25 protein-coding genes are annotated in these 26,064 nt (G+C 62.1%); 8 read left to right on the forward strand and 17 right to left on the reverse strand.

Annotated elements, in window-relative coordinates; translation table 11 throughout:
• Positions 1 to 11: 11 nt before the first annotated feature.
• From OF385_RS12290 to OF385_RS12320, 7 genes are read right to left on the reverse strand one after another with little or no spacing between them, the layout of a single operon-like run.
• On the reverse strand, positions 12 to 983 hold the full coding sequence (locus OF385_RS12290) for a transporter substrate-binding domain-containing protein (protein ID WP_264275605.1): 972 nt from the start codon (positions 981 to 983) through the stop codon (positions 12 to 14).
• A complete protein-coding gene (locus tag OF385_RS12295; protein ID WP_264275606.1) occupies positions 980 to 2,308 on the reverse strand; it encodes an LLM class flavin-dependent oxidoreductase in 1,329 nt (442 codons plus the stop codon). The genes OF385_RS12290 and OF385_RS12295 overlap by 4 nt, the downstream gene beginning before the upstream one ends.
• Positions 2,305 to 3,336 (reverse strand): LLM class flavin-dependent oxidoreductase, encoded by a 1,032-nt coding sequence (locus OF385_RS12300; RefSeq protein WP_264275607.1) that lies wholly within the window; start codon positions 3,334 to 3,336, stop codon positions 2,305 to 2,307. The genes OF385_RS12295 and OF385_RS12300 overlap by 4 nt, the downstream gene beginning before the upstream one ends.
• Complete coding sequence (locus OF385_RS12305; protein ID WP_264275608.1) at positions 3,333 to 4,418, reverse strand: LLM class flavin-dependent oxidoreductase; 1,086 nt, start codon at positions 4,416 to 4,418, stop codon at positions 3,333 to 3,335. The genes OF385_RS12300 and OF385_RS12305 overlap by 4 nt, the downstream gene beginning before the upstream one ends.
• On the reverse strand, positions 4,418 to 5,380 hold the full coding sequence (locus tag OF385_RS12310) for an ABC transporter substrate-binding protein (protein WP_264275609.1): 963 nt from the start codon (positions 5,378 to 5,380) through the stop codon (positions 4,418 to 4,420). The genes OF385_RS12305 and OF385_RS12310 overlap by 1 nt, the downstream gene beginning before the upstream one ends.
• Before the next feature lie 25 nt (positions 5,381 to 5,405).
• Entirely contained in the window at positions 5,406 to 6,212 is an 807-nt protein-coding gene (locus tag OF385_RS12315; protein WP_264275610.1) for an amino acid ABC transporter ATP-binding protein, read from the reverse strand.
• Complete coding sequence (locus OF385_RS12320; protein WP_264275611.1) at positions 6,209 to 7,234, reverse strand: amino acid ABC transporter permease; 1,026 nt, start codon at positions 7,232 to 7,234, stop codon at positions 6,209 to 6,211. The genes OF385_RS12315 and OF385_RS12320 overlap by 4 nt, the downstream gene beginning before the upstream one ends.
• Positions 7,235 to 7,520: 286 nt before the next feature.
• On the opposite strand from OF385_RS12320, the gene OF385_RS12325 reads away from it, so the two are divergent.
• Genes OF385_RS12325 through OF385_RS12335 form a run of 3 tightly spaced genes read left to right on the forward strand, consistent with a single transcriptional unit; the run spans position 7,521 to position 10,561 of the window.
• On the forward strand, positions 7,521 to 9,443 hold the full coding sequence (locus tag OF385_RS12325; protein ID WP_264275612.1) for an FAD/NAD(P)-binding protein: 1,923 nt from the start codon (positions 7,521 to 7,523) through the stop codon (positions 9,441 to 9,443).
• Between the two features lie 15 nt (positions 9,444 to 9,458).
• Positions 9,459 to 9,977 (forward strand): GNAT family N-acetyltransferase, encoded by a 519-nt coding sequence (locus OF385_RS12330; RefSeq protein WP_264275613.1) that lies wholly within the window; start codon positions 9,459 to 9,461, stop codon positions 9,975 to 9,977.
• Complete coding sequence (locus OF385_RS12335; protein ID WP_264275614.1) at positions 9,974 to 10,561, forward strand: DUF1992 domain-containing protein; 588 nt, start codon at positions 9,974 to 9,976, stop codon at positions 10,559 to 10,561. Before OF385_RS12330 ends, OF385_RS12335 begins: the two co-directional genes overlap by 4 nt.
• Positions 10,562 to 10,630: 69 nt before the next feature.
• Here OF385_RS12335 and rpsN read toward each other — a convergent pair whose 3' ends face one another.
• The 8 genes from rpsN to OF385_RS12375 all read right to left on the reverse strand — a co-directional run bounded on the left by rpsN (position 10,631) and on the right by OF385_RS12375 (position 16,404).
• On the reverse strand, positions 10,631 to 10,936 hold the full coding sequence (rpsN, locus tag OF385_RS12340; protein WP_022874358.1) for a 30S ribosomal protein S14: 306 nt from the start codon (positions 10,934 to 10,936) through the stop codon (positions 10,631 to 10,633).
• A 3-nt stretch (positions 10,937 to 10,939) separates the two neighbouring features.
• On the reverse strand, positions 10,940 to 11,110 hold the full coding sequence (rpmG, locus tag OF385_RS12345) for a 50S ribosomal protein L33 (protein WP_022874359.1): 171 nt from the start codon (positions 11,108 to 11,110) through the stop codon (positions 10,940 to 10,942).
• A 1-nt stretch (position 11,111) separates the two neighbouring features.
• On the reverse strand, positions 11,112 to 11,348 hold the full coding sequence (rpmB, locus tag OF385_RS12350; protein ID WP_022874360.1) for a 50S ribosomal protein L28: 237 nt from the start codon (positions 11,346 to 11,348) through the stop codon (positions 11,112 to 11,114).
• Positions 11,349 to 11,676: 328 nt separating this feature from the next.
• Positions 11,677 to 12,177, reverse strand: a complete 501-nt coding sequence (locus OF385_RS12355) for a MarR family winged helix-turn-helix transcriptional regulator (RefSeq protein ID WP_264275615.1) — start codon at positions 12,175 to 12,177, stop codon at positions 11,677 to 11,679.
• 139 nt (positions 12,178 to 12,316) lie between these two features.
• Positions 12,317 to 13,111: an ABC transporter permease gene (locus OF385_RS12360; RefSeq protein ID WP_264275616.1), complete on the reverse strand. Its 795-nt coding sequence runs from the start codon at positions 13,109 to 13,111 to the stop codon at positions 12,317 to 12,319.
• Between the two features lies 1 nt (position 13,112).
• Positions 13,113 to 14,015 (reverse strand): ABC transporter permease, encoded by a 903-nt coding sequence (locus tag OF385_RS12365; RefSeq protein WP_264275617.1) that lies wholly within the window; start codon positions 14,013 to 14,015, stop codon positions 13,113 to 13,115.
• Positions 14,012 to 15,145 (reverse strand): ABC transporter ATP-binding protein, encoded by a 1,134-nt coding sequence (locus OF385_RS12370; protein WP_264275618.1) that lies wholly within the window; start codon positions 15,143 to 15,145, stop codon positions 14,012 to 14,014. The genes OF385_RS12365 and OF385_RS12370 overlap by 4 nt, the downstream gene beginning before the upstream one ends.
• 32 nt (positions 15,146 to 15,177) lie before the next feature.
• Positions 15,178 to 16,404 carry an ABC transporter substrate-binding protein gene (locus OF385_RS12375; RefSeq protein ID WP_264275619.1) on the reverse strand — a complete coding sequence of 409 codons (1,227 nt, stop codon included), beginning with the start codon at positions 16,402 to 16,404 and terminating at the stop codon, positions 15,178 to 15,180.
• Positions 16,405 to 16,618: 214 nt separating this feature from the next.
• Here OF385_RS12375 and OF385_RS12380 point away from each other — a divergent pair, with 214 nt between their 5' ends.
• The 3 genes from OF385_RS12380 (at position 16,619) to OF385_RS12390 (ending at position 19,687) form a co-directional block, all read left to right on the forward strand.
• Entirely contained in the window at positions 16,619 to 17,086 is a 468-nt protein-coding gene (locus tag OF385_RS12380; protein WP_264275620.1) for an Lrp/AsnC family transcriptional regulator, read from the forward strand.
• Positions 17,083 to 18,462, forward strand: a complete 1,380-nt coding sequence (locus tag OF385_RS12385) for an aspartate aminotransferase family protein (RefSeq protein WP_264275621.1) — start codon at positions 17,083 to 17,085, stop codon at positions 18,460 to 18,462. The genes OF385_RS12380 and OF385_RS12385 overlap by 4 nt, the downstream gene beginning before the upstream one ends.
• 166 nt (positions 18,463 to 18,628) lie before the next feature.
• Positions 18,629 to 19,687 carry an ImmA/IrrE family metallo-endopeptidase gene (locus OF385_RS12390; protein ID WP_264275622.1) on the forward strand — a complete coding sequence of 353 codons (1,059 nt, stop codon included), beginning with the start codon at positions 18,629 to 18,631 and terminating at the stop codon, positions 19,685 to 19,687.
• 10 nt (positions 19,688 to 19,697) lie between these two features.
• Here the strand turns inward: OF385_RS12390 and OF385_RS12395 are convergent, their stop codons facing one another.
• Complete coding sequence (locus OF385_RS12395) at positions 19,698 to 21,416, reverse strand: HNH endonuclease signature motif containing protein (RefSeq protein WP_264275623.1); 1,719 nt, start codon at positions 21,414 to 21,416, stop codon at positions 19,698 to 19,700.
• 72 nt (positions 21,417 to 21,488) lie between these two features.
• A complete protein-coding gene (locus tag OF385_RS12400) occupies positions 21,489 to 23,006 on the reverse strand; it encodes a PucR family transcriptional regulator (RefSeq protein WP_264275624.1) in 1,518 nt (505 codons plus the stop codon).
• 126 nt (positions 23,007 to 23,132) lie between these two features.
• Between OF385_RS12400 and OF385_RS12405 the strand changes: the two genes are divergently transcribed.
• Both OF385_RS12405 and OF385_RS12410 read left to right on the forward strand, forming a co-directional pair.
• A complete protein-coding gene (locus tag OF385_RS12405; RefSeq protein WP_264275625.1) occupies positions 23,133 to 24,635 on the forward strand; it encodes a CoA-acylating methylmalonate-semialdehyde dehydrogenase in 1,503 nt (500 codons plus the stop codon).
• 7 nt (positions 24,636 to 24,642) lie between these two features.
• Positions 24,643 to 26,010 (forward strand): aspartate aminotransferase family protein, encoded by a 1,368-nt coding sequence (locus tag OF385_RS12410; protein ID WP_264275626.1) that lies wholly within the window; start codon positions 24,643 to 24,645, stop codon positions 26,008 to 26,010.
• Positions 26,011 to 26,064: the final 54 nt, after the last annotated feature.

Raw genomic sequence — 26,064 nt, forward strand, 5'->3', positions numbered from 1 at the left:
TACTACAACTGCTACCCCGCCAACCCTTCAGGGTTCAAGCGTGAATCGGTAATACCTTCCTCGCTCAGTGACCACTTGTCGAGGATTTGCTGATAGGCGCCCGATTCGATCAGACCGTCCAAGGCTACTTCCGCGGCCTGAGCCAATCCATTCCCCTTTTTGGTGGTCACTGCTACCTGCGCGGTGTCCGGCCACCCTCCGGGGAACAAGCCAATCTGCTTGAGCTCTCCGGCTGTTGCCTGCTTATAGGCACCGGTGGCGTTGGGCCCGAAACTTGCATCAGCACGGCCAGACAATAGGGCCAAAGTGGATGCTGAATCATCGTCGTAGTACTGGAAGTCAACAGGCTTCAGGCCCTTGGCTTGGTTAGCCTTGTCCCAATCAACCAAGATCTTCTCCTGGTTAGTGCCCGAACCGACGATGATCTTCAGACCCGCCACATCCTCGGCCTTCGTGATGGGGCCGATCTTGGAATCCTTGTCGGCGTAGAAGCCGAGCAAATCCTCGCGATAGGTGGCGAAATCAAACTTCTTCTTGCGTTCCTCGGTGACCGTCACGTTACTGACGGCAGCCTCATACTTGCCCGATTCAATTCCCAAGGGCCAATCGGCCCAAGAGACCGGGACGAGGTCCAGTTCCAATCCCAACGCATCGGCGAGCGCCGCGGCAATGTCAGCGTCGTTGCCTACCGGGGTGGTGTTATCCGTGGCGTAGAAGCTCAAAGGTGCAGCACCCGGTGCGGTCACCACACTCAGCTTGCCATCGGCGGCGATCTTCTCCGGAACCAGAGCTTGGGCCCTCTTGTTAAGCTCAACTTGTGGCCGTACCTGCTTGGGGCTGCTCAAGGCTGATGTTGCGTTATCGGTGGCAGTCGCCGATGGGGTATCTTCGGTTGCCTGTGATGGGTCGGCGCAAGCGCTCAGGGACGCCAGCCCGATCAGCGCCATCATGGTGACGGCAATACGAGTTCGCTGTTGCTTCATGACACTTCCTGTTCTACGAGTGCTGGCTTCAAGGCGCGCTGTTCGTGGTTTTCATCAATTCTCAGACCCAGGTTTTCGCGGAGGGTTCCGGCGTAGGATTCTGGGTAGATGCCCCGCTCCTGCAAGCGAGGAACCAGGTGGTTGACGATGTCATCCAGTCCGGTGGGAATCAGCCATGGGGTGATATTAAAACCGTCTACCGCGCCGAGTTCTGCATACTGTGCCAATCGATCTGCGACCTGGTCATAGGAACCGGTAAAGGTGTGATCTGCACGGTGTGAGCGGGAACGGACAAACTCGATGATGTTCTGTCCCTTCTGGCTAGCTTCGGCACGCCAAGCGGCTGCCAGTTCTAGGGATTTGGCCCCCTGGAAGCCGCTACCTCGGGTGACCGAGCTCTGCTCGACGACTGGATCAAACTCCGGCAGTGGCCCGTAGGGATCCACGCTCTCTAGCCGGGTGCCCCAGAATTGTTCGAGATAGGCCAGCGCCTGCTGCGGACCAATCTGGCGTTCGCGGACCCAATGGTACTTTTCTTCGGCTGCCGCAGGGGTCTGGGCGACGATGAACTCGGCGCCCGGCATGATCTTCACCGAATTCTGCGCACGTCCCACCTTCGCTGCCCGAGCGTTGATGTCCTTGCGGAATTCCAGAGCATCCTCCAGCCCTACGTGAGCGGAGAAAATGACATCCGTTTGGCGGGCGGCGAAGTCGCGCCCCTGGGCTGAGTCACCGGCTTGGAAGAGCACCGGACGATGCTGTGCGCTGGCCGGAACGGTGCCGGTGTAGTCGACGTTGTAGTGATTACCTCGGTGATGCACCGGGGCGCCGTCCCAGATCTGCCGGACGGTACGCACAAAATCTTCAGCGTGCGAGTAACGCTCGTGGTGCTCAAGGTAACCACCGCGACGGAAGTTCGCGCCGGTCCAGGCGTTGTGGGTGGTGACGATATTCCACGCTGCACGCCCCTCAGAAATCAGATCCAAGGAGGAGAGCCGACGAGCCAAGTCTGCAGGATCGTTGTAGGTGGTGTTTTGGGTGGCGACCAAACCGATCTTGCTGGTGACTGCGGCAAGGGCCGCCAGCATGGTTTGCGCATCAGGGCGGCCTGCCACGTCAAGGTCGTGGATCCTTCCCAAGTGTTCGCGCAGTCGTAGCCCTTCGCCGAGGAAAAATGCGCTGAACAGGCCGCGCTCGGCGGTTTGCGCGATCTGGCGGAAGGAGGCGAAGTCGGTTTGTGATCCCGAGGCTTCGCTGCGCCAAACGGTGGATGAGTTCACGCCTTGGTAGAAGACGCCGAATCGTAGTTGATGCTGGGTGCTCATGATGCCTCCTGGAAGCGGTTCTGGGCTACTGGCAACGCGAAGCTCTCGCGCAAGGTTGCTGAAATGGGTGCCAGCACATTGCTGGACTTCAGTTGTGGAAGTACTTCGTCGATCAGCACCGATCCGTCGATCCGAAGATCCCCGGGATACACGTGCACAAGGTGGCGGCGCTGGTCCGCCGGGTTAGCCGTTGCTTCAGCAAAATCACTCAGGAAGTTGATCAACGCCTCGGCACTACCGGCAAAGACCGCACGATCACTGCTGTGGATCCCTACTTCTGCCGCGCGTTGTGCCCCGGTCTGCCCCGCGGCGTCCAGGTATACGCCGAGCTCAATGGCCACTGCTCCCGAGGTACTGGAAGCCGTTGCTTGGGCCAACAAGGTACGAAGGCTCGAGCTATTGACCTGCACAACGTCCGTGCCATTAAGCCGGCAGTGCTGCAAGCCTGATTCGCTCAGCAGGTCGGCGGGGGCGATAATCGGCAGCTGCCCTTGTGGTGGGCGTGGAGTAATTGCCGGTCCCTTCACCGAGAAGTCCTTGCCTGCAACATCCACGTAGTGCAACTTGTTCGCATCCAAATAGCGCCCGGTAGCCACATCGCGGATGACCGCGCCATCTTCCCAGCTATCCCAGAGCCGGCGGTGGGTGGTCACCACATCGGCGGCTTCCCTGCTGAGCTGATCTTCAGCTAACACGGTGCGGCCCACGGCCTGAGCCTGTACCGAGTCGTTATGCGTCTCCAGGATCCAGCCGGCACGGCCCTGGGAAATGATGTCCAAACTGGCCAATTGGGTAGCGGTGTGGAAGGGTTCGGTGAATAGGGCATCGATCACCGGCAACACACCGATGTGGCGCGTTTGGGCCGCCGTGTAGCTAGCTCGCTGCACGGCATCGAGCAACCCGTCGCTGGAAAAACTCACGGCATGGAAACCGGCTGATTCAGCGCGCAACGCTTGATAGGCAGTGTGCTTGGGATCGTTTCCGGCACCGTCGAGATTCAGGGCCAGTAGCACTGAGCGTTCGCTCATAGTGCGTACTCCTTTCGTAGGTTCTTGTCCGCTTGCGGATCCTGTGCGGTCCACAGGGTGGTCGGTGTGTTGACCAGTGGAATGACTTCTTGGGCGAAGCGTTCCAGGGTTTCCATTTGAGCCGCGTAGGGCTGGGTTGCGGGCAGGGAGATGGATTGCAGGTCGTGGCCGAAGCTCTGGTGGTAATCCAGGATCTTCGCAGCCACATCTTCCGGGCTGCCCACCAACAGCGGGCCTTCAGCGACTGCGTGTTCGATGCTGCGATACGGGGTGTTATTACCTGGCACGTCACGTCGATCGGTCAGCGCTTCATACACCGGCCCAAATTCCTTGATCGCCTGCTTGGTGCTGTCAGCCAAATACACCCCGCCGGCCCCGCTTCCTGATCCGACATACCTGCCTGCCGGATCATGTCCGGCTTGCTCATAGGCTTGTTTGTAGTGGTCGATCAGCACCTTGTAATTCTCTTTGGGCTGGATCGCATTGGCGGAGAACAGCGGGTCACCGTGCTTCGCGGCCAGTTCTGCCGAACGAAGCGAGGTGGCCGAACCGTGCCAAATCCGTATCGATGACTGATACGGACGCGGGGTGGTGGTGACCTGTTCAAAGCTGCTGCGGAACCTTCCGGCGAAGTCCACCGGCAGATCGCCGAACAGTGCTTTGAGCAGCTCATAGTTCTCTTCCAGCAAATCCCATTGGTCTTCAACTTTTCGGCCGAAGAGCGGGAAATGCGCGACCTCGTTGCCCTTGCCGATTCCTAGTTCCAGGCGCCCGTTGCTCAGTTGGTCCACGGTGGCAAAGTCCTCGGCCACGCGCACCGGGTCAAGGATGGAAAGGACAACAACACCGGTATGCAGGCGAATTCTCGTGGTCCGCGCCGCAATGGCTCCAAGGACCACTGCTGGCGATGAGGAAATGAAAGCCCCGGCGTGACGCTCCCCTACGGAGAAGGAATCGAATCCGAGTTCTTCTGCCCGCACGGCCGTCTGAACGACCTGTTCAAAGCGCTGTGCGGTGCCTATCTGCAGACCGGTGATCGGGTCATCCTGATGAGGAATAATGTCTAGCACCTGGAAACGCATTATTTGCCCTTGTAGTTCGACGCGTTGATGGTTTCCGATTTTGCTAGGCCCTCTTCGCTCAACGCCCAGCGATCTAGCACCTTGGCATAGGTGCCATCCTCGATGGTTTCGTTCAACGCCGCAGTGATCAGTTCGGCTAGATCGTTGCCCGCTTTAGTGGTTGCGGCGACCAGCGTCTCATTAGGCCAACCGGCGTTGATCTTGCCGACCACCTTCAAGTCATCACGTTGGTTTTGGCGGTACACGGTGGAGGGATACGGCGCGATGTTCAGGTCAATGCGTCCTGAGGAGAGCGCCAGAATGGTGTCGGCTTCGCTGGAGTAGTACTGCAGTTCTGCCGGAGCCTCGCCCTTGCCTTCTAGCTCCTTGTTCCAGGCCAGAAGGATCTTCTCCTGGTTGGTTCCAGAACCTACCGCGATCTTCTTGCCCGAAATGTCATCCGCGGATTTCACTGAAATGCCGCTATCGGCACGAGCCTCAAATCCCATGTAGGCCGCCCGGTAGGTAGAAAAGTCGAACTTCTTAACTCGATCAGCGTTCACCCCGACATTAGAGAAGACCGCTTCGAATTCGCCCGATTCAGTTTTCAGGGGCCAGTTCTCCCAGCTGGTGACCTGTAGATCCAGTTCTAGGCCCAGCTTGTCCGCGACGATCTGCGCCAGGTCCACTTCCGTACCGATCACGGTTTTTTCATCGGTGGCGTGAAAGGACAGAGGTACCGAACCTGCGGTGGTGGCAACGGTCAATTTGCCATCTTTTTTGATCTTTTCAGGCACCGCGTCGGCCAGCTTGACATCCTTGGTGGCGCGGATGCGATCTTGGTCGGGTGAGGTGTTGTAGGTAGTGCCCTGGGCTTCAGAATCCGATGACGCTGCCGGAGCGGCGGCTCCTGGGTCGGCGCATCCGGCCAAGCCGATCAGGCTGAGAGCTGTTAGGGCAGATGCAGCTGCGTACTTTTTCATGGTGCGAGTCCTTGTTGACGAAACTTTAGATGTTGAAAGCCGGTTCAATGACTTTGGAGAGGAACGATTTGGTGCGGTCGTGCTGAGGATTGGTCAGTAGTTCGCTCGGGGTTCCTTGCTCGACTACTCGTCCGCCATCCATGAAGATGATTCGGTCCGCGACGTCTCGGGCGAAACCGATTTCGTGGGTGACTATGATCAGCGTGGTTCCGGATTTGGCAAGATCCTTGATGACTTCTAGTACCTCGGTGACCAACTCGGGATCCAGGGCACTGGTTGGCTCATCAAAAAGCACCACTTTGGGATCCAAGGCCAACGCCCTGGCGATCGCTACGCGTTGTTGTTGTCCGCCAGAAAGCTGACGCGGATAGGCGTCGGCCTTATCCGCCAATCCCACACGGTCCAATAGGTCCTTGGCTCGTGCTACGGCCTTGGCTTTGGGAATTTTCCGGGCATGGATTGGCGCTTCAATGATGTTCTGCAGCGCGGTGAGGTGGCCGAAGAGGTTGAAGTTCTGGAACACCATGCCCACTTCGGTGCGCTGTACGAGAATCTCTGATTCTGGTCGCTCATGAAGTTTGCCGTTGCGTACCTTGTAGCCGATCAGTTCCCCATCCAAGCTGATCGTTCCGCGGTCGACTTTTTCAAGGTGGTTGATAGTGCGCAGCAAGGTGGACTTTCCTGAGCCCGAGGGCCCAATGATGACCAGTACTTCGCCTTCGGCAACGTCGAGGTCCACCTCGTGCAGCACCTGCTGGTTGCCGTAGCTTTTATCGACCGAACGCACCGTCACCGCTCCGCGCGTGGTGGCTTCCTTAGTTGCCAGGCTCATGGCTGTCCTTTCGAGGTGTTGATCTTGGCGTTGGCGTGGATCTTGAAGAAGGCACGCAGTTTTTGCAGTGGTGTGGGTGGAAGAGTGCGAAGTGCGCCGCGTGAATAGTGACGCTCAATGTAGTACTGGGCGACGCTGAGCACCGAAGTGATCACGATGTACCAGATAGTGGCCACCAAGAGCATCGGCAGCACTTGCTGCGTGCGGTTGTAGATCACCTGCACGGTGTAGAACAGTTCCGAATAGGCCAACACGTAAACGATCGAGGTGCCTTTTACCAAGCCGATGATTTCGTTGAAGGCGGTCGGCAAGATGGCGCGCATCGCTTGTGGAAGCACAATCTTGGTTGATCGGCGCCAGCGTGGAATACCTAGGGCCGTGGCCGCTTCGATCTGGCCCTGGTCTACCGAAAGGATGCCACCACGTATGATTTCGGCACTGTAGGCCGCCTGGTTCAGCGTCAATCCCAGTACCGCAGCAGCAAACTGGCTGATCAGGCTGGTCGTCTGGAATTCGGCAAAGGTCAGCGAGGTGAACGGGACGCCGAGGCGGATCGTTTCATACAGGTAGCCGAGGTTGTACCAAAGCAGCAGCTGCACCAGCAACGGGGTGGAACGGAAAATCCAGGAGAAGGTCCAGGACACCGAGCTGAATAGCGGCGAGCTGGAAAGCCGCATCAACGCCAGAACAAATCCAAGCGCAAAGCCCAAGCTGCCGGAGATCAAGGTCAACTTCAGTGTTTGGCCTAGACCTCGAAGAATGGATTCAGCGGTGAACCATTGAGCCACCACGCCCCATTCCCACCGTGGGTTGGTCAGCAGGGAGTACAGCACCGCAGCAGCCAGGGCAGCGACAACCACGGTGCCCACCCAACGCCATGGATGGCGCGCGGCGACCACGGCGTAGTCTGCGTAATTCTGCGCTGCTTCCCGGCTTGGATCAGCGACCGCGAGCTGCTGGGTGGGCACTGCGGCGGGTTCCTGTACAGCCTGCGATTCGGTGACGTTGGTTGCCGACGGCATCGGTTCCTCCTTCGTGAGTTCGACTCTGTTGACCTCACGTTAGAACCGAAATCAGAGCCGATGCATCTGGGAGATTCACGCTCGTTCACCCAAGGACACCATGTGTCGAAGTGACAATTTGTGACAGCTGTCCGGGACATTTTTATCTCGAATTATGTCCTTGCATGGCCCCGGCGACGACCTCTGCGACGTTGTGAGTCGGGGTGCTGGATACGCACCTTCTCACACTTCTAATCTGGCGCTAACCAACAGATTCCCTACGCGTCAGGCCGGCCCAAGGAGAGAAATGACCAAGCAGCACATTGTTTTCATCGGCGGCGGACCCCGGACCTCGATAATTCTGGAGCGCATCAGCGCCAACCGGGCCTTGCTGGAAAATACCGAGCTTCACCTCCATATCGTCGACCCGTTCCCGGTTGGCGCCGGACGCATCTGGCGCGAAGATCAGAGTCCTCTGCTCAAACTGAATTCGCGCGCCGCTGATGTCACGATGTTCACCGATGACTCGGTGCAGTGCTTGGGTCCGAGCAAGGACGGCCCAGCATTGGATCAGTGGGTACGGCTGATTCGAGACGGACAGCTGCCCGATGTACCAGCCCTGGTACTGGCCGACCCGCTGCTGGAGGCCGAAATCGCATCCTTGGGCCCAGAGGATTTCCCGACCCGCCGGCTTCAGTCCTGCTACCTGCGCTGGTTTTTCGCCCGGGTCCAGGCTTCTTTCACCGCTCCCGATTCCATTCAGGTCCATGAAGATACCGCGGTGGATCTGATCCCGGGGTCCAACACTCATGAAGTGCTGTTGGCTTCCGGCGAAGTAATCGTCGCCGATCAGGTGGTTCTTGTCCAGGGCCACCTTGATGCCGCGCTTCACGCCGATGTCCGAGCGTCAGAATTCTCCGCGCATGCCGATAGCGCCGATCATCTGGGTTACACCCCGCCGGGCTATACCAACGACATCAACTTCGATGACCTGCTGCCGGGCACGACAGCGCTCGTCTCGGGGATGGGCCTGGCCTTCACCGATCTCTTTGTCCTGCTTTTTGAAGGTCGTGGTGGCCGCTTCGAGCACGCCGAATCCGGGGCCTTGCGGTACATTCCCAGTGGCCGGGAACCAAAACTCCTGGCCGGTTCCCGGCGCGGGGTGCCCTATCACAGCAAAATCCGAAGCACTGCAACTGCCGAGCTGACCACCCGCTACTTCACCGAGGACGCGGTGGCGAGGTTGCACCAGCGCTACGGCCAGCTGGACTTCTTTGCCCATATTTGGCCGTTGCTCGCCAAAGAAACCGGACACTTCTACTACCGCGAGCTCTTTGCCACACGCCCCGAACGGCTGCGCGGCGGGTGGGATGATTTCCTGGCCGCCTACGATTCGATCGCGTGGTATTCGCCCGAACGAGCAAGTCTCGTGGCCCGGTTTGTCGCCCCCGATGATCGGCTGGAATTCGAGGAGCTCGAGTTCCCGCTGCCTATCCCCCGCCCGCTGCCTGCCCACGGCGATCGTGCACAACTCGACATGCTGGTGCGCGATCATATTCGCCAGGATCTGCGGCTGCGCGATTCGCCGGATCATCCCCAGTTTCACGCCCTGTTTTTTGGTCTGCTGCGCTGCTTTGTCACCCTCCCGCTCGTCCACGACAAGCTCAGCCAGTCCGGGCGAGCCCAACTGGCCACCTGGTGGCAAGGATTTTTCAGCTTTGTCGACTCTGGTCCGCCAGCACATCGCCTACGCGAACTGCTGGCCTTGCACGAGGCCGGATTCATCGAGTTCTTAGGCCCGGAAACCAGCTTCGGATTTGATGCCGGGCGCCAACTGTTCAGCGCGCACACCCTGTCCGGTACCGTGCATGCCCCGCGGTTGATTGAAGCCAGGCTGCCGGCCACTGGCATTTCAACTAGCACCGATCCCCTGCTGGCCTCGCTCCTACGCCAAGGACTGATCACCGAAGAACCCGGAGGTTCAGGAAAAATGCACATCACTTCACTGCGCCAAGCCATTGGCCGCAAAGGTCGCATCCAGCGTTGGCTCTTTGCTACCGGAGCCGCCGTAGGCAGGTTCCAAGCCGGAGCATTCTCCCGCCCGCAGTCCAACTCCGCACCCTTTGCCGATAGCGACGCACTGGCCCGCGAGCTGCTCTCAGCTCCGGCAACCATGGACCAGTGGGAATTGGCCGGTGCCGTAACACAAGCCCACCAGAGCATCGCCTAGAATCGAGGATTCGCCATGACACAAGCCCCCGCGCTCACCGCCCACGCCGTTCTGATCGGCGACCCGCGCCTCGCCCCGCTCTTTGCCGGGCTCACCGAGGAATATACCCAGCGTTATGGGGATCGAAACGGATCGGTGGCCCAGGAACTCGACCGCTTCCCCTCACACGAATTCACTGATCCGCTAGGCCGTTTTGTCATTCTCGAAGAAGCCGGCCAGACCGTTGCAGGTGGTGCACTTCGACGCTATGACCAGCACACCGCCGAGCTCAAGCGCATCTGGACCCACGAAGATCATCGTCGACGCGGGCTTGCCCGAAGGGTTCTAGCCGAGTTGGAACGCGCGGCGATCGACCTGGGTTATACACAGCTCTACCTCACTACCGGCCCGCGGCAGCCAGAGGCGCTGAACCTGTATCTCAACGCCGGCTACCAGCCCCAGTTTGATCTGGCCGCCGATCCAGAGAGCATCGGGCACCTGCCGTTCACCAAACAGTTGCCGGCCATCAGTGGTGATGCCACGATAGGAGTATGAAGGACAAGAAGGATGCCGCGCTGAACGCCGCACGGTACCAGATGGAGCAGGCCGGCGACGAGCCGTTGCCGGTGGATGAGTATGCGCAGGCCACGGGCATGGCTCCGGTGGCCAAGCAGAAGACGCCGCTGCAGCTTCATGCGGAGGACGAAGCCTGGGAAGTGGCCAATTCGGTGCTCGATGAGGCCTTTGCCCGCGGAGACTTCGATCATCTGGCCCTGGCAGGGCAGAAGATCGACCATATCACCAGCAATGACGATCCGGACTGGTGGCTCAAATCGATGATGCGCCGCGAGCAGATCACCGGCCTGGGTCCCCCGGCCCTGACCTTGCGGGTGGAGGACGAGCAGATGGAGCAGACCCTGGATCGCCTGCCCACCGATCGAGCTGTGCGCGAGCACATCGAGGATTTCAATCAGCGGATTATCGAGGCCCGGCGCCAGCTGCTCGGTGGCCCTCCGGTGATTACGGCCATTCGTGACGCCACCGCTGAGGTGCTGGCTTGGCAGCAGCGCCGCGCCAGCGTCAGCTCGCCCGCCCCTGCCGTCCCGGCCAAGCGCCGTTGGTGGCAGCGCAAGAACTAGTGCTTAACGGCGAAAGCCGCCTCCCCGGAAGGGAAGGCGGCTTTCGCTAAGCCAGATGACTTGCAGGTCTTACCAGGAAGACTTGGTGATGCCCGGAAGCTCACCACGGTGTGCCATGTCGCGGAAGCGAACACGGGAGATACCGAACTTCTGGAAGGTGCCGCGTGGGCGACCGTCGATCGAGTCGCGGTTGCGAACGCGCACTGGCGAAGCGTTGCGTGGCAGCTTCTGCAGGCCTACGCGGGCGGCTTCACGAGCCTCGTCAGTTGCATTTGGGTCAACAAGAGTCTTCTTCAGCTCGAGGCGCTTCTCAGCGTAACGCTCGACAATGACCTTGCGCTGTTCGTTCTTTGCGATCTTGGACTTCTTGGCCATGTCTTAGCGCTCCTCTCGGAATTCAACGTGCTTGCGGACTACTGGATCGTACTTCTTCAGAACCATGCGGTCTGGGTCGTTACGACGGTTCTTACGAGTTACGTAAGTGAAACCGGTGCCAGCAGTGGACTTCAGCTTGATGATCGGACGTACGTCCTTATCCTTCTTTGCCATCTTAGAGCTTCACACCCTTCGCAATCAGGTCTGCAACAACAGCGTCGATTCCACGAGCATCGATGAGCTTGATGCCCTTGACCGAGAGGGTCAGGGTCACCTTGCGGCGCAGCGAAGGCACGTAGTAGGTCTTCTTCTGGATGTTCGGATCGAAACGACGCTTATTGCGACGGTGCGAGTGGGAGATGCTATGTCCGAAGGCCGGAGTAGTACCGGTTACCTGGCAAACAGCTGCCATGATCACTCCTCAGTTAGTTAGTAGTAAAATTCGGCGGTACTCGCGCACAGTGCCCATACCTAAATATCGACACCGCTTGATGCGTTATGAGTCCCGCCAACCAGTGAAACACCGTTAATACTGCACACTAGGAAGGTAACCAGGCTGGGTGAGAACCAACCGAAGAGCCTTAAAGTATGTAAGTCGGTGAACTTCGCAACCGGTCGAGCAATTTCCCCGTACTCAGTTGGCCACGATATTCGGTATTACGGGCAACGCGTCGTTGTTCCGCCGTTAGACGGCATAACAACACACGCGATTAACGCCTGATTAGCTTATCGAGAAATCCTCAGTGTTCCAAATCGGTCGCGCCCGGCTTCAGGATCCAGTGGTCTTGATCCAGCGTGGCGGTCACCTTGCGCATAATCGCACTCAGATTCTTAACGTCCTTGTCATCAAGGGGATCGAACAGAAGCGCCCGAACCGTAGCCACATGATGAGGCGCCATGTTGACCACCGCGTCCCAGCCGGCGTCGGTTAATGAGGCGATTTTCACACGGGCATCTTCATCGGATTGCTCGCGCACGACCCACCCGCGGCTTTCCAGCTTCTTCACCACGTGGGACAGGCGCGAAAGCGAAGCACTGGTATGGGATGCCAGGGAGGTCATCGACAGCTTCCGGTCCTCGGCCTCGGAGAGCATGGCCAGCATGTGGTAGTCGAACAGCGTGATGCCTTCCAGGCCCTGCAGATCGGAATCCAAGGTCGCCGGAAGCAGCGTCATGACGGTTTGCAATCCCAGCCATGCGTCGCGTTCGGACTGCGTAAGCCACACGGGCTGATCGCTCATGGAGTTTCCAATCGTTCAAGGCCTGCCAAAACAGGGCATCAAGGTACCAGTTTCGTTGACACTACATTGTAAAGCTAGGTATTCGCCGAAAGCCCGCAAGAGAACGGGCCCGCACAAAAATGTGCGGGCCCGTTGGCGTCTAGGCGTTTTCCAGCTGCTTCTTCTTGCGATAGCTGAGCACCTGTCCGATGATCACCACCAGCAGGGCCACGATGAACATGGCCGAGCCGATCACGTTGGCCTGTGGCGGGATGCCGCGGGTGGCCGAAACGTAGATGAACTTCGGGAAGGTCTGGAAGGACCCGGAGTTGAAGTTGGTGATGATGAAATCGTCAAAGCTCATCGCGAAGGACAGCAGCGCCGCGGCCACGATGCCCGGCAGCAGCAGCGGGAAGGTGATCTTCCAGAAGGCCGCCCGCGGCGAGGCATAAAGATCGGCGGCGGCTTCCTCCAAGCGCGAATCCAGCGAGGAGACACGGGCCCGCACGGTCACGATCACAAAGGACATGCAGAAGACCACATGGGCGATCACGATGGTGGTGTACCCCAGTTCCCAACCCAGGTTCAGGAACTGCGCCAGCAACGAGGCGCCGAGCACAACTTCCGGTGTGGCCAACGGCAGGATGATCAGCACATCGGTGAGTTTGCGGAAGCGGAACTTGTAGCGCACCAGCCCGATCGCGATCCCGGTGCCCAAGGCAGTGGCGATGATCGTCGCGACACTGCCGATCTGCAGGGAATGGACCAGCGATTCGCACACCGCCGGAGCGCCGCAGGGGTTGAGCCAGTTATCAAGGGTGAATCCCTGCCACTGCAGGTTGGCTCGTCCGCCATCATTGAAGGAGAAGACGAAGATGTAGGCGATCGGCACCAGCAGGTAGATGAAGGCCGCGCCGCCAACGACAGGGATCAGCCAGCGTCCAATATTCTTCACGCTACATCAGCTCCTCGGTGCCAAAACGGCGGATATAGATGGTGACCAGGATCAGGATCGAGATCATCAGGATGAAGCTCAATGCCGAAGCACCGGGGTAGTCGATGACTTTGAAGAACCGCGAGTCGATCACCTGCCCGATCATCGTGGTATCCCTGTTATTGCCCAGCAGCGCCGAGTTCACGTAGTCGCCGGCGGCCGGGATGAAGGTCAGCAGGGTGCCGGCAAAAATGCCCGGGGCGCTCATCGGCAGCGTCACCTTGGCGAAGGAGGTCATCGGGCTGGCGTAGAGGTCCCCCGAGGCTTCCAGCAGCCGGGTGTCCAGCCGGCCCAGGTTCGCGTAGATCGGCAGCACCATGAAGGGCAGGAAGTTATAGGTCAGGCCCGCGACCACCGCGAAAGGCGTGGCGGTCAGGTGCCCGTCGGCCGGCAGGATCGCGATGAACTTCAGAGCCTGCGCGACAAAGCCCTCGTCGGCCAGGATCTGCTTCCACGCCTGGGTGCGCAGGATGAAGCTGGAGAAAAACGGGGCGATCAGCAGCACCAGCAAGATGCCCTGCAGCAGCGTGCGCTCACGCAGCCGCACCGCCACCAGATAAGCCATCGGGAAGCCGATCAGCAGCGCCAGCACCGTGGCGATCAGCGCGAACCAGAAGGAACGCAGCAATTCGGGCCAGTAGGCCGAAAGCACGGTGGCGTAGTTGCCCAGTTCGAAGCCGGGCACGAATTCGCCGATCTCCGCCCCGGGCGGCTTGACGTACAAGCTCATCGCCAACAGGATGACCACGGGCAACGCGAAGAACAGGGCAAGCACCAGCAGGCCCGGTGAAATCAGGTAGATGCCGGTGCGGTTCTTGCGTCTCTCCGCGCGCACCTCGTCCTTGCTGCGCAGATCGACGCTCATGATTCGACTCCCGCGTTCACGCTTTCGTCCCCGGCCAGCCCGAAAGAGTGCTCGGCGTCCCAGGCCAGGTACACGATGTCCCCCTCGTGCGCCGGCTGCTGCCCGCGGTTCTGCGAGAAGGTGCCGATCAGCCCGATCTGCTCCACCTCAACCAGGTATTCGGTGGTGGTACCAGTGAAGGACACGTCGATGACCTTGCCCGAGAGCTGGTTTTCCCCGGCCGCGGCGACCCGGTCGATGGTGATCTTCTCCGGGCGTACCCCAACCACCACCTCCCCGGATTTCTGCACCGCGCGCTCGGCCGGAAGCAGGATCGTTCGCCCGGAGACATCCACGCTGAGCAGGCCGCTGGATTCGCCGGTGACCGTGCCGCGCATCAGATTGGACTTGCCCAGGAAATTGGCTACGAACGCGGTGCGCGGCAGTTCATACAGCTCGCGCGGCGGACCCATTTGCTCGATCCGCCCGCCGTTCATGACGGCAACCACGTCGGCCATGGTCATCGCCTCTTCCTGGTCGTGGGTGACGTGGATGAAGGTCAGGCCCACCTCGGTCTGGATCTTTTTCAGCTCCAGCTGCATCTGCCGACGCAGTTTCATATCCAGCGCGCCCAGCGGCTCATCAAGCAGGAGCACCTGCGGGCGGTTGACCAGCGCGCGGGCCAGGGCCACGCGCTGCTGCTGGCCGCCGGAAAGCTGTGCCGGCTTGCGGTTGGCCAGATGGATGAGCTCCACCAGTTCCAGTCCGGCTTTGGCCTTGGCTATCGCCTGCTTGTCCTTTGTGCGCTTGAGCCCGAAGGCCACGTTCTCCAGTACCGACATGTGCGGGAATAGCGCGTAGGACTGGAAGACCGTGTTGACCGGGCGGCGGTGGCTCGGCAACGCGGTCACATCCTGCCCGCCGATCGAAATGCTGCCTTCGCTGGGCGCCTCCAGGCCCGCGATCATGCGCAGGGTCGTGGATTTGCCGCAGCCCGAGGGGCCGAGCAGCGCGAAGAAGGTGCCGGAGGGAACCAGCAGATCCAGCTCCTCGACCGCGGTGAAGCTGGCGAACCGCTTCGAAAGGCCCGAAAGGTGCAGATCAGCCCCCGCGGTCGCGGTATTCTCAGTTCGTTCTGCCAATGTAGTCATACCCCTATCACTTCCTGAAAATTCGCTCTGGCCTAGGCGCCGATCGCGTCTTGGAACTGCGAGCTCAGCGTGGATTCCTCATCTGCATCCAGCGAGCGGAAGACGTGCGCGTTGGCCAGGTCCTCGTCGGTCGGGAAGATCAGCGGGTTTTCCATCAGCTCCGGGTCGATCTTCTCCATCTCCTCCTTGGCGCCGGCCACCGGGCAGATGTAGTTCACATAGGCGGCGACCTCGGCGGCCACGGCCGGATCGTAGTAGAAGTCCATGAGCTTCTCCGCGTTGGTCTTGCGCGGGGAGGCTACCGGAACCATCAGGTTGTCGCTCCACAGGGTGCCGCCGGCCTCCGGGATCACGAACTCCCACTGGTCGTCGTTCTCGAAGTTCATCTGCACCAGGTCGCCTGACCACACGATGCCGGCGATCGCGTCTCCGGAGATGAAGTCCTGCTTGTAGGAGTTGCCCTTGACCTGGCGGATCTGGCCGTTGTCGATGTTCTGGCGCAGCACGTCCGCGGCCGCGCCGAATTCCGACTCGCCCCACTCTCCTGCCAGGTCCACGCCGTTTTGCAGCATGAGCAGGCCCATGGTGTCGCGCATTTCGTCGAGCACTGTCACGCGGCCCTTCAGCGCCGGATCCCAGAGGTCTTCCACGCTCTTCAGGCCCTTCGGGAAGGCCTTCTTGTTCCAGGCGATGCCCGCGTAGCCGGTCTGCCAGGTCAGCGAGTGCTTGCGTCCTGGATCGAAGTCGACATTCTGCAGGCTGGGCAGCAGGTTGGCCGAGTTCGGGATGTTATCCAGGTTCAGCTCCTGGGTGTAGCCCTGGCGGATCAGGCGCCCGGCCATCCAGTCGGTCAGGGTGATGATGTCCTGGCCGATGTCCTGGCCGGACTTCAGCTGGCCTTGGACCTTGCCGTAGTAGGAGTCGTTGCCGTCGATGTCTTCGGCGTAGTTGACCTTGATGCCGCTCTGCTTGGTGAAGGCGTCCAGGGTCGGGTAGGTCTTCTTCTTGTCGTCGTAGTCCAGGTACAAAGTCCAGTTGGCCCAGTTCACGGTGGGGTCGGACTCGGAAACGTCGGTCACCGATACCTCGGACTTGGTGCCGCTGGAGCCGCCGGTGCCGCAGGCTGCCAGCAGTCCGGTCAATCCCAGGGCACCGGCGGTGGACAGCACAGATCGGCGGGAAAAGCTTCGTTGGCCCATGGCCTGGACCAGTGCGCGAATTTGTGGATCTTGGGGTAGACGTCGTTGCGAGTGCGACATGGCATCCGTCCTAACATTTGCGAAATGTGAGCTGGCACATACGGAAAGTGATGTCGTTCATCCTGTCAGCAATGCAAAAGCCAAACAAGACCTGAACAAAAGATTCCCCAGATATTTAACGAATCAGAAACGAGAAACTTACAAAAATACCCCTTTCGCAACTGAATCAGTGGCTGTAGGGTCGGTTCAAAGCCCACAGACCTAGGAGGTCGATATGACGTTACCCTCGCACTCAGCACAGGCCATCGACGAAATTTCCAAGGAGATCATCGAGCAGCTGCAGGAAGACGGGCGCCGTTCCTATGCCGCCATCGGCAAAGCAGTCGGACTGAGTGAAGCAGCCGTACGCCAACGCGTGCAGAAGCTGGTCGAGAGTCGCGTTATGCAAATCGTCGCAGTCACCAACCCGTTGGAGCTGGGGTTCACCCGCCAGGCCATGATCAGCGTCGTCGCGAACGACGACATCAGCGGCACCGCCGATCGCATCGCCGAACTGCCCGAAGTGGACTACTGCCTGGTCACCACCGGAACCGCCGACATCCTCGCCGAGGTCATCTGCTCAAGCGATGAAGACCTGCTGCGCGTGATCGGGGCGATCCGCGGGATCGACGGAGTGCTCAGCACCAATACCTTCACCTACCTTTCACTGAAAAAACAGGAATACAACTGGGGAACACGATGAACACACCACGTGGTACCGATCGCCAGCAGGCCGCTCGCGATCACCTTTGGATGCACATGGCCCGGCACTCCGGGATCTCCCAAGGCGCGCAGGTTCCGATCATTGCGCGCGGCGACGGGCACAAGATCTATGACGACGCCGGCCGCGAATACTTCGACGGGCTCGCCGGCCTGTTTGTGGTCAACGCTGGGCACGGGCGCGCCGAACTAGCTGAGGCCATGGCGAAGCAGGCCGAGAAGCTGGCTTTCATGCCGCTCTGGTCCTACGCTCACGAACCCGCCATCGACCTGGCCGAACGCCTGGCCAGCTACGCGCCGGGCGATTTGAACCGCGTCTTCTTCACCACCGGTGGCGGCGAAGCGGTGGAGTCGGCCTTCAAGCTGGCCAAGCAGCACTTCAAGATGAAGGGCAAGCCGGGCAAGACCAAGGTCATCTCGCGCGCTCTGGCCTACCACGGCACCCCGCAGGGAGCCCTGGCCATCACCTCGCTGCCTGACATGAAGACCCCGTTCGAGCCGCTGGTGCCAGGCACCTTCCGCGTGCCGAACACCAACTTCTACCGGGCACCTGAAATGTTCGCGGAGAACGAGAAGGACTTCGGCCTCTGGGCTGCGGAGCGCATCCGCGAAGCCATCGAATTCGAAGGCCCCGATACCGTGGCCGCGGTCTTCCTGGAACCGGTGCAGAACTCCGGCGGCTGCTTCCCGCCTCCCCCGGGCTACTTCGATCGGGTGCGGGAAATCTGCGACGAATACGACGTGCTGCTGGTCTCCGACGAGACCATCTGCGCCTTCGGGCGCATCGGCTCGATGTTCGCCTGCAATGACTTCGGCTACGTGCCCGACATCATCACCTCCGCCAAGGCGCTGACCAGCGGCTATGTCCCGCTGGGCGTGATGGTCGTCTCCGACAAGCTGTTCGAGCCCTTCACCAAGGGGGATAACACCTTCTACCACGGCTACACTTTCGGCGGCCACCCGGTCGCTGCCGCGGTGGCGATGGCCAACCTCGATATCTTCGAACGCGAGGGCCTGAACGATCACGTGAAGAACAACGCCGATGCCTTCAAGGCGACGCTGGGCAAGCTGACCGACCTGGACATCGTTGGCGATGTGCGCGGGGCTGGCTACTTCTACGGGATCGAACTGGTCAAGGACAAGAGCACCAAACAGACCTTCAACGACGAGGAGTCCGAGCGGCTGCTGCGCGGCTACCTCTCCCCTGCCCTATGGGAGGCCGGGCTGTATTGCCGTGCGGACGATCGCGGAGACCCGGTCATCCAGCTGGCGCCGCCGATCACCATCGGGCAACCGGAGTTCGATCAGATCGAGTCGATCCTGCGCACGGTGCTGAAAGAGGCAGCCAGCAAGATCTAGTGCTTATGGCCCGCGGGTGCAACCTGCGGGCCATAAATCTGCAAGTCAGCGTCATATGAAGCACCCTATCTTCACGTTTTTTCGCTCAATTGGTGCTTTGTGTCATAGGCCACTACTCTGTGGTCTAGGGCGATGTAGATCGCCTTGGGAAGATGGCAGGAAGCTCATGACTTTGGAACCGACCAGAATCAGGCTCGCGCGGGAACGCGCGGCTTTGAGCCGGTCTGCCCTGGCCGCGTCCTTGGGCATCTGCGAGCGGGAACTGGCCCGGGCGCCGGAGCGGCTGGGCAATGACCTGGCTGACGCGCTCGGATGCACCCCGCGTTATTTCCACCTGCCTGCTGCCAATGGCATCGATACCGAACGCATTTTCTTCCGCAGTCCCCGGCGAACCAGCACCGCGCAGAAGCGGGCCGCTGCCGCTGTCGGCCGCACCGGCGTGGAGCTTTACCGCCTGATCACGCAGAACTTCGCCTTGCCAGCCACCGAGGTGCCGGATCTGTCCGGATTTTCGCCGGTTGATGCGGCCGGGCAATTGCGCCTGGATTGGGGCCTGGGCTGCGGGGTGCTGCCCGATGTGCTGCACCTGCTCGAATCCCGCGGGGTGCGGGTGCTGAGCCTGCCGCCTGAACTCGATGCGGTGAAGACCTTCAGCTTCTGGGAGGATTCCCAGGCCTACATCTTCCTGGCCTCCGGGTCCGCGAAGGCCCGCCGTTTTGCCCTCGCCCACGAATTGGGGCACTTGCTGCTGCATTCATCGCTGGGAGCAGGCAGCGAACAGGTAGCGGCCGCGGAACTGGAAGCCGATCACTTTGCCGCCCAGCTCCTGCTGCCGGCATTATCCTTGCAGATGCGGATTTCCAATTCCCTGCAGATCCCGCAGCTGCTCACGCTCGAAGAACATTTCGGGGTGCCAGCCACGGTGATCCTGGCTCATAGCCGGGCCAGCGGCTTGCTGGGCGAAAAGGCCTACTGCTGGCTCTCACAGGAGATCGCGTTCGAAGCGCCGGCACCGGTAGAGCCGGTCACCTCCCGGGTCTTCTCGCTGGTCTTCCCTTCGCTGCAGCTGGAGCATCGGGCCAGCACCTCGGTGATCGCCCGCGAGCTGGGACTGCGCGAGGAGCACATCCATGAGCTGACGTTTGGGCAGGCCTTCGTCGTGCTGGGCGGCCAGAACCAGCAGGAGCCCGGCGAAATCCATCGCGGGCACCTGCGCGCGTTGTAGCCAGCGCCCTTCAGGGCTCGACGATGTCAACGTCGAGCTGCCCTGCGCGCCATTGCGCGGTCATCCGCTGTGCCAGGTCCTCGGCGGCCAAAGCCTCTTCCGGCGTCATGAAATAGGTGTTGATCCGCAATTGCTGGTCGGGGTCCAGATCCGGCGGGAGCAAGACCATGGGCCGGCAGCCCGGGATTTTCACCGCGTGGAAGAGCCCGCAGTGGCGTTCTACGTGATGGACCGGGCAACACAGGGATGCCGAATGGATGTCGGTGCATCCGCCCTTCTCCCACGCGTCAAGATGGTCCAGTTCGCAGCGTTCGACGGGCATGGCGCAGCCCGGGTAGGCGCACCCGCGGTAGGCGGCGCGGATCGTCCGGCCCTGCGCCTTGGTGAACAGGCGCTGGGTTCGGCCCAAGTCAAGTGGCAGGGATCGGCCGTTGAGGATGACCGGGTAGATTCCGGCGTTGCACATGGCGGCGCGCAGTTCGCCCGGCGAGAAGCCGAGGCCCGAGGAGCTGACGGCATAGCGCGGCGCGCCACTGAGCATTTTCTCGTAGTCCAGAATGATGCTGACTTGAGCGGTGGCCAGGCCGGCGCGGTTGGACTCCGCTGCGTTGTTCGCTCGGTGGTCTTTGAGCAGTAGTGCCATGAGGCCGATCAGCCGGCGCCGTTCGGGTTTCAGGTCTTCCCATGCGGGGGCTGGTTCGCCGGCAGCACCTGCGGTTCCGGCGGCATCCGGTTCGGCACCGGCCTCGGGGTCGGGTTGTGCGTCGGCGTCAGGTTCGGCGCCGAGGTCGGGATCCGGGCCGGGCGGGTCGGTATTGCCCTCGCGAGCCCAGTCGGGCTTGGTGGCTTCATCGTCCCAGCCCTCGCCCGGATCGCCGGTGAATTCACCCTCAGCTTCCTGCAGCCCCTGGCGGTCCCCGGCCTGGGTGGCCGGGTTGCCGGTGCTGGCGAAATGGGCCTCGATCGCCGCGGCTTGGGAAGGCAGAACGCGCAGGATGTATTCGATCAGCCCGCGGCGGGTGCCCCGGCGGAACAGGCCGACCTCGTCCAGCAGCGCTTTGAGCGGACGCTTGCCGGCCTTGACCTGGGCGACCATGGTGGCGATGTGCTTGCGCGCGGATTTCGGTTCGCTGTGCATCAGCTGGCGGGCGTCGGACTGCAGGCGCTGCTTTTGTTCGGCGCCGGCCGCACCCGCCGGCAGGTCCTTGCGGGTGGAGTGCAGCTTCAGCGCGGTGGCGGCCAACAGACGCGGATCGAGGGCGGGATCGGCGAAGTCCTCGGCCAGATCCTCGAGCCAGGGTTCGGTGGGCGCCCCGGACTCATCCACCCCGCCGATCAGGCAGTCGGCCTGGATGAGCCGGTCGTGGGCGGTGCTGCGCGGAATATCCAGCCAGTCCTGCATGAAGGAGCGGGCCGAGCGGAAGGCGGTGCGCCCTGCGGTGGTGCGGCCTTCAGCGGCGGCGAAGTGGTCCATGGTGGGATCGGCGCCGGCCTGGGCGGCGGCGTGCAAGGAGGGCTGGTCGAGCTTGTGGGCACCGGTGCGGCGCAGCGCATGGGCGGCCTCGATCTGCGCGCGGGATTGCCCGGCACCCAGCGTTTCGAGCAGCAGGCCGAAGCATGCGGCATGGCCGGCGGAGAGTCCCGGGTCGCTGAGCGCAGCGGTAGCCGCGGCGAGAAGTTCGCTCGCGGCGGCCAGATTGGCCAGGGCTTGGGCGGTTGCTGTGCTCATGGACCCAGCGTGCACTCTGGTGCGCAGGGTGGACCGGTGCCGGGATCGAACTGTGGATAGGCCGGCGCAGGCCTATCCGTGCATGCGGTACCAGAGCAGCGCCACTTGCAAGCTGGCGCGGGATTCAGCGGAGTCCAGCACCACGCCGAGCTTGGCTTCGAGCTTGGCCAGCCGGGCGTACAGGGTGGGGCGCGAGAGGTAGCCGGCCTTGGCCAGCGCGGACTTGTTGCCGCTGTGCGCGAGGTAGAGCTCGAGCAGGTCGAGTGCGGGTTCATCGATGGGGTTCAGCAGCGAGGCGAGCTCCGCGTGGGCGAAGGCGCGCATCCGGGCGTCGCTGCCCATGGCCGAGAGCACCCCGCGCAGGCGCAGGTCGGCGAAGCGGTAATAGGGCCGGGCGCGGGTGGGCAGATTCGGGACGATTTCCGCGACCTGCGCGGCCTGTTCCAGCCCGGTGATGGCGGCACCCAAGGGCCCTTCGGGGCCCACGCCGATGGCGACCGGCGCGGTGAGCTGTTCGGCCAGGCGCCGGGTGAAGCCCTGCAGGGTGGAGTCCACCAGTTCGCGGGCCCGCACCGGCAGCAGCAGCGAGAGGTAGCCGGGTTTGAGCAGGCCGGCGAGGATGCCCAGGTGCAGCGAGTCGGCGAGCTGATCGAGCTCCTCCAGCAGCGCGCGGTCCGCCAGCTGGGTTTCGGTGGCGCTGGCGGCCGCGGAGGTGGAGATGACCACCGGGGCATAGTAGGCGGCCGGGGCCAAGCCCAGGGCCTGGGTGCGGATGGCGAGCTCCTTGTCGCTGTAGCTGTGTCCGGCGGCCAGTTCGTGCAGGGTGGCGGTGCGGGTCTGGTAGAGCAGTTCGCGTTCGTCGCGCCCGGAGAGCCGGGCGATGGTCAGTGCCTGGCCGGCGCGTTCGAGGATCAGCGCGGCCCGGTCATCGTCGGCCAGCTCGGCCGGGACGATCAGCCGTCCCCAGCGCCGGCGGGCGGCGCCCACCGGGGTCTGCAGCCAGTTCTCCGTCCCGGTGGCACGCCCCGTGTGCTCCAGGTAGCCGACAAATTTGGAGCGGTTGATCCAGTTTTCCAGGTGCGCATCGGCGTGGGCGAGCACGCGGTGGCGGACATCTTCGAGCACCACCGGGGCGGACAATAAGCCGGCGGTGCGCGAGACGATCTGGGCTTCGTCGGCTTCGGTCAGCGAAAGCTCGGTGTAGATTTCGTGCACGGAGCGCGAGAATTGCACCGCTTCGAGCTGCTGGGCCACCAGCAGCTGGTGGATGACCTCGGTGATCGCCACAAAGCGGGTGCGCCGGCGCAGCACGATCACCGGCAGGCCCAGATCTTCGACGCCAAGCACGCTTCCGCTGGTGTCCTCGATGATCACCCCGGAGGCGCCGGCGGCGCGCAATGCGGTGATGAACCCCGGGACATCGTGCACATTGCGCAGGGTGGTGAGCACCAGTTCGCGGCCCAGCAGCAGTTCGGTGTTCTCGCTGGATTCGGTCACGTGCACCCAGCGCAGTTCGGCTTCCAGCCCTTCGGCGCAGAGCACCTGCGGGTCGCCGGCCTGCACCACGGGCAGCTGGAGGACCTCGTTCACCGTCAGCATTTTTACACTCCGTCATCGATCGTCCTTAAATCATGACATAGTGCTGGTGTTCCAGGTCACCGCTATGGCCCATGATGAATACAAGCCCGATGAAAGACCGTGAAAGGAACACCCGCGATGAGCACCACGCTGACCGACACCCTGCAGCACTGGATTAACAACGCCGCCTACGGCGCTGATGAGCGCACCGGCAAGATCTACAACCCCGCCACCGGCGAGGTCACCCGCACCGTGCAGCTGGCCTCCAAGGCCACCACCGAACTGGCCATCGCCGCCGCGGCCGAGGCCTTCCCGAAGTGGCGCGACACCTCGCTGGCCCGCCGCACCGCCATCATGTTCAACTTCCGCCAGCTGCTGGCCGAACGCAAGGGCGAATTGGCCGCGATCATCACCGCCGAGCACGGCAAGGTGCTCGACGACGCGCTGGGCGAGGTCGCCCGCGGCCTGGAAGTCGTCGAACTGGCTTGCAACGCGCCCTACCTGCTCAAGGGCGAATACTCGCAGAACGCCTCCACCGGCGTGGACGTGCAGTCCCTGCGCCAGCCGGTCGGCGTGAGCGCGATCATCTCCCCCTTCAACTTCCCGGCCATGGTCCCGCTGTGGTTCTTCCCGGTGGCCATCGCCGCCGGCAACGCGGTGGTGCTCAAGCCATCGGAGAAGGACCCGACCGCAGCGATCTGGCTCGCCCAGCTCTTCGCCGAGGCCGGCCTGCCCGACGGCGTGCTGAACGTGGTGCACGGCGACAAGGAATCGGTGGACACCCTGCTCACCGATCCGCGCGTCAGCTCGGTCTCCTTCGTCGGCTCCACCCCGATCGCCCAGTACGTGTACTCGACCGGCACCGCGCACGGCAAGCGCGTCCAGGCCTTCGGCGGAGCCAAGAACCACATGCTGGTGCTCCCCGATGCCGATCTGGATCTGGCCGCCGACATGGCCGTGAACGCCGGCTTCGGTGCGGCCGGCGAGCGCTGCATGGCGATCTCCGTGGTCGTGGCGCTGGAGTCGATCGCCGATGAATTGGTGGCCAAGATCGCCGAGCGCGCCCAATCGCTGCGCGTGGGCGACGGCACCCGCGGCTGCGATATGGGCCCGCTGATCACCGGCGAGCACAAGGCCAAGGTGGCCGGCTACATCGAGGCCGGCGTTGCCGCCGGAGCCGAGCTGGTCATCGATGGCCGCGCCGGCACCGTGGATGCCGAGGGCGAAGGCTTCTTCCTGCACCCGACCATGTTCGATCGTGTCGGCACCGACATGAGCATCTACACCGATGAGATCTTCGGCCCGGTCCTCTCGGTGGTCCGCGTCGAGTCCTTCAACGAGGGCATCGACCTGATCAACTCCTCGCCCTACGGCAATGGCACCGCGATCTTCACCAACGACGGTGGCGCCGCCCGCCGCTTCGAGGACGAGATCCAGGTGGGCATGGTCGGCGTGAACGTGCCGATCCCGGTGCCGGTGGGCTACCACTCCTTCGGCGGCTGGAAAGCCTCGCTGTTCGGGGACCAGCACGCCTACGGCCCGGAGGGCTTCAAGTTCTTCACCCGCAACAAGGTGGTCACCAAGCGCTGGCTGGATCCAAGCCACGGCGGCATCAACCTCGGCTTCCCGCAGAACGACTAGGAGCATCATGAGCGAGCAAATGACCGAAGAAATCACCGGCGAGCAGATCGCCGCCGGCAAGCGCGCCTATGAACTGGATCGGGAGCATGTGTTCCATTCCTGGCAGGCGCAGGGCCCCTTTGCCCCGATGACCATCCTGAAGACCGAGGGCTCCTATGTGTGGGATGGCGAGGGCAATAGGCTGATCGACCTCTCCAGCCAGCTGGTGAACACCAATATCGGGCACCAGCATCCCAAGGTCATCGCCGCCATCCAGGAGCAGGCGGGCAAGCTGGCGACCATCGCGCCGCAGCATGTGAATGACGCGCGGTCCGAGGCGGCCCGGCTGATCGCCGAGCACACCCCCGGCGAGCTAGACAAGATCTTCTTCACCAATGGCGGAGCGGATGCGGTGGAGCATGCGGTGCGCATGGCCCGCCTGCACACCGGCAAGCACAAGGTGCTGTCGGCCTACCGCTCCTACCACGGCGGCACCCACCTGGCGGTGAATATCACCGGGGACCCGAGGCGTTTCGCCTCGGATCATGCCAGCGACGGCATCGTGCACTTCTTCCCTGCCTACCCGTACCGTTCCTACTTCAACTCCAGCACGCTGGAGGAGGAGACGCAGCGGGCGCTGAAGCACCTGGAGGATACGATCCTGCTCGAAGGCCCGGGCACCATCGCCGCGATCATCCTGGAATCCATTCCGGGCACTGCCGGTATCTACCTGCCGCCTCCCGGATACCTCCAGGGGGTGCGCGAGCTGACCAGAAAGCATGGCATCGTGTACATCGCCGATGAGGTCATGGCCGGATTCGGGCGCAGCGGCGAATGGTTCGCGGTGAACCACTTTGACGTGGTCCCGGATCTGCTCACCTTCGCCAAGGGCGTGAACTCCGGTTACGTACCACTGGGCGGAGTGGCCATCAGCCCGGAGATCTTCGAGACCTTCCGCGAGAACGTCTACCCTGGCGGGCTCACCTACTCGGGCCACCCGCTGGCCTGCGCCGCCGCGGCGGCTACCATCACCGCGATGGAGGACGAGGGGATGGTGGAGAACGCCAAGCGGCTGGGTGAAGAAATCATCGGCCCGCGCCTGGCGCAGTTCGCCACCGATCACCCATCGGTGGGCGAGGTGCGCGGCACCGGGGTGTTCTGGGCAATCGAGCTGGTGAAGAACCGTGAAACCCGTGAACCGCTGGCCGCCTACGGTGGCAGCAGCCCGGAAATGAACCAGGTGATCGGTGCGGCGAAGAAGGCTGGCCTGCTGCCGTTTGCCAACTTCAACCGGCTGCACGTGGTTCCGGCGATGAATATCGAGGACGAGGTGCTCATCGAAGCACTGGATCGGCTGGAGCAAGCGCTGATCGTGGCCGATAGCTTCGTCGAGTAGCAACCATGCTGGCAGGATGGCGCAAGCCATCCTGCCAGTTCTCTTTTTGCGGGA

It is taken from the genome of Glutamicibacter sp. JL.03c, assembly GCF_025854375.1.
Taxonomy (GTDB): Bacteria; Actinomycetota; Actinomycetes; order Actinomycetales; family Micrococcaceae; genus Glutamicibacter.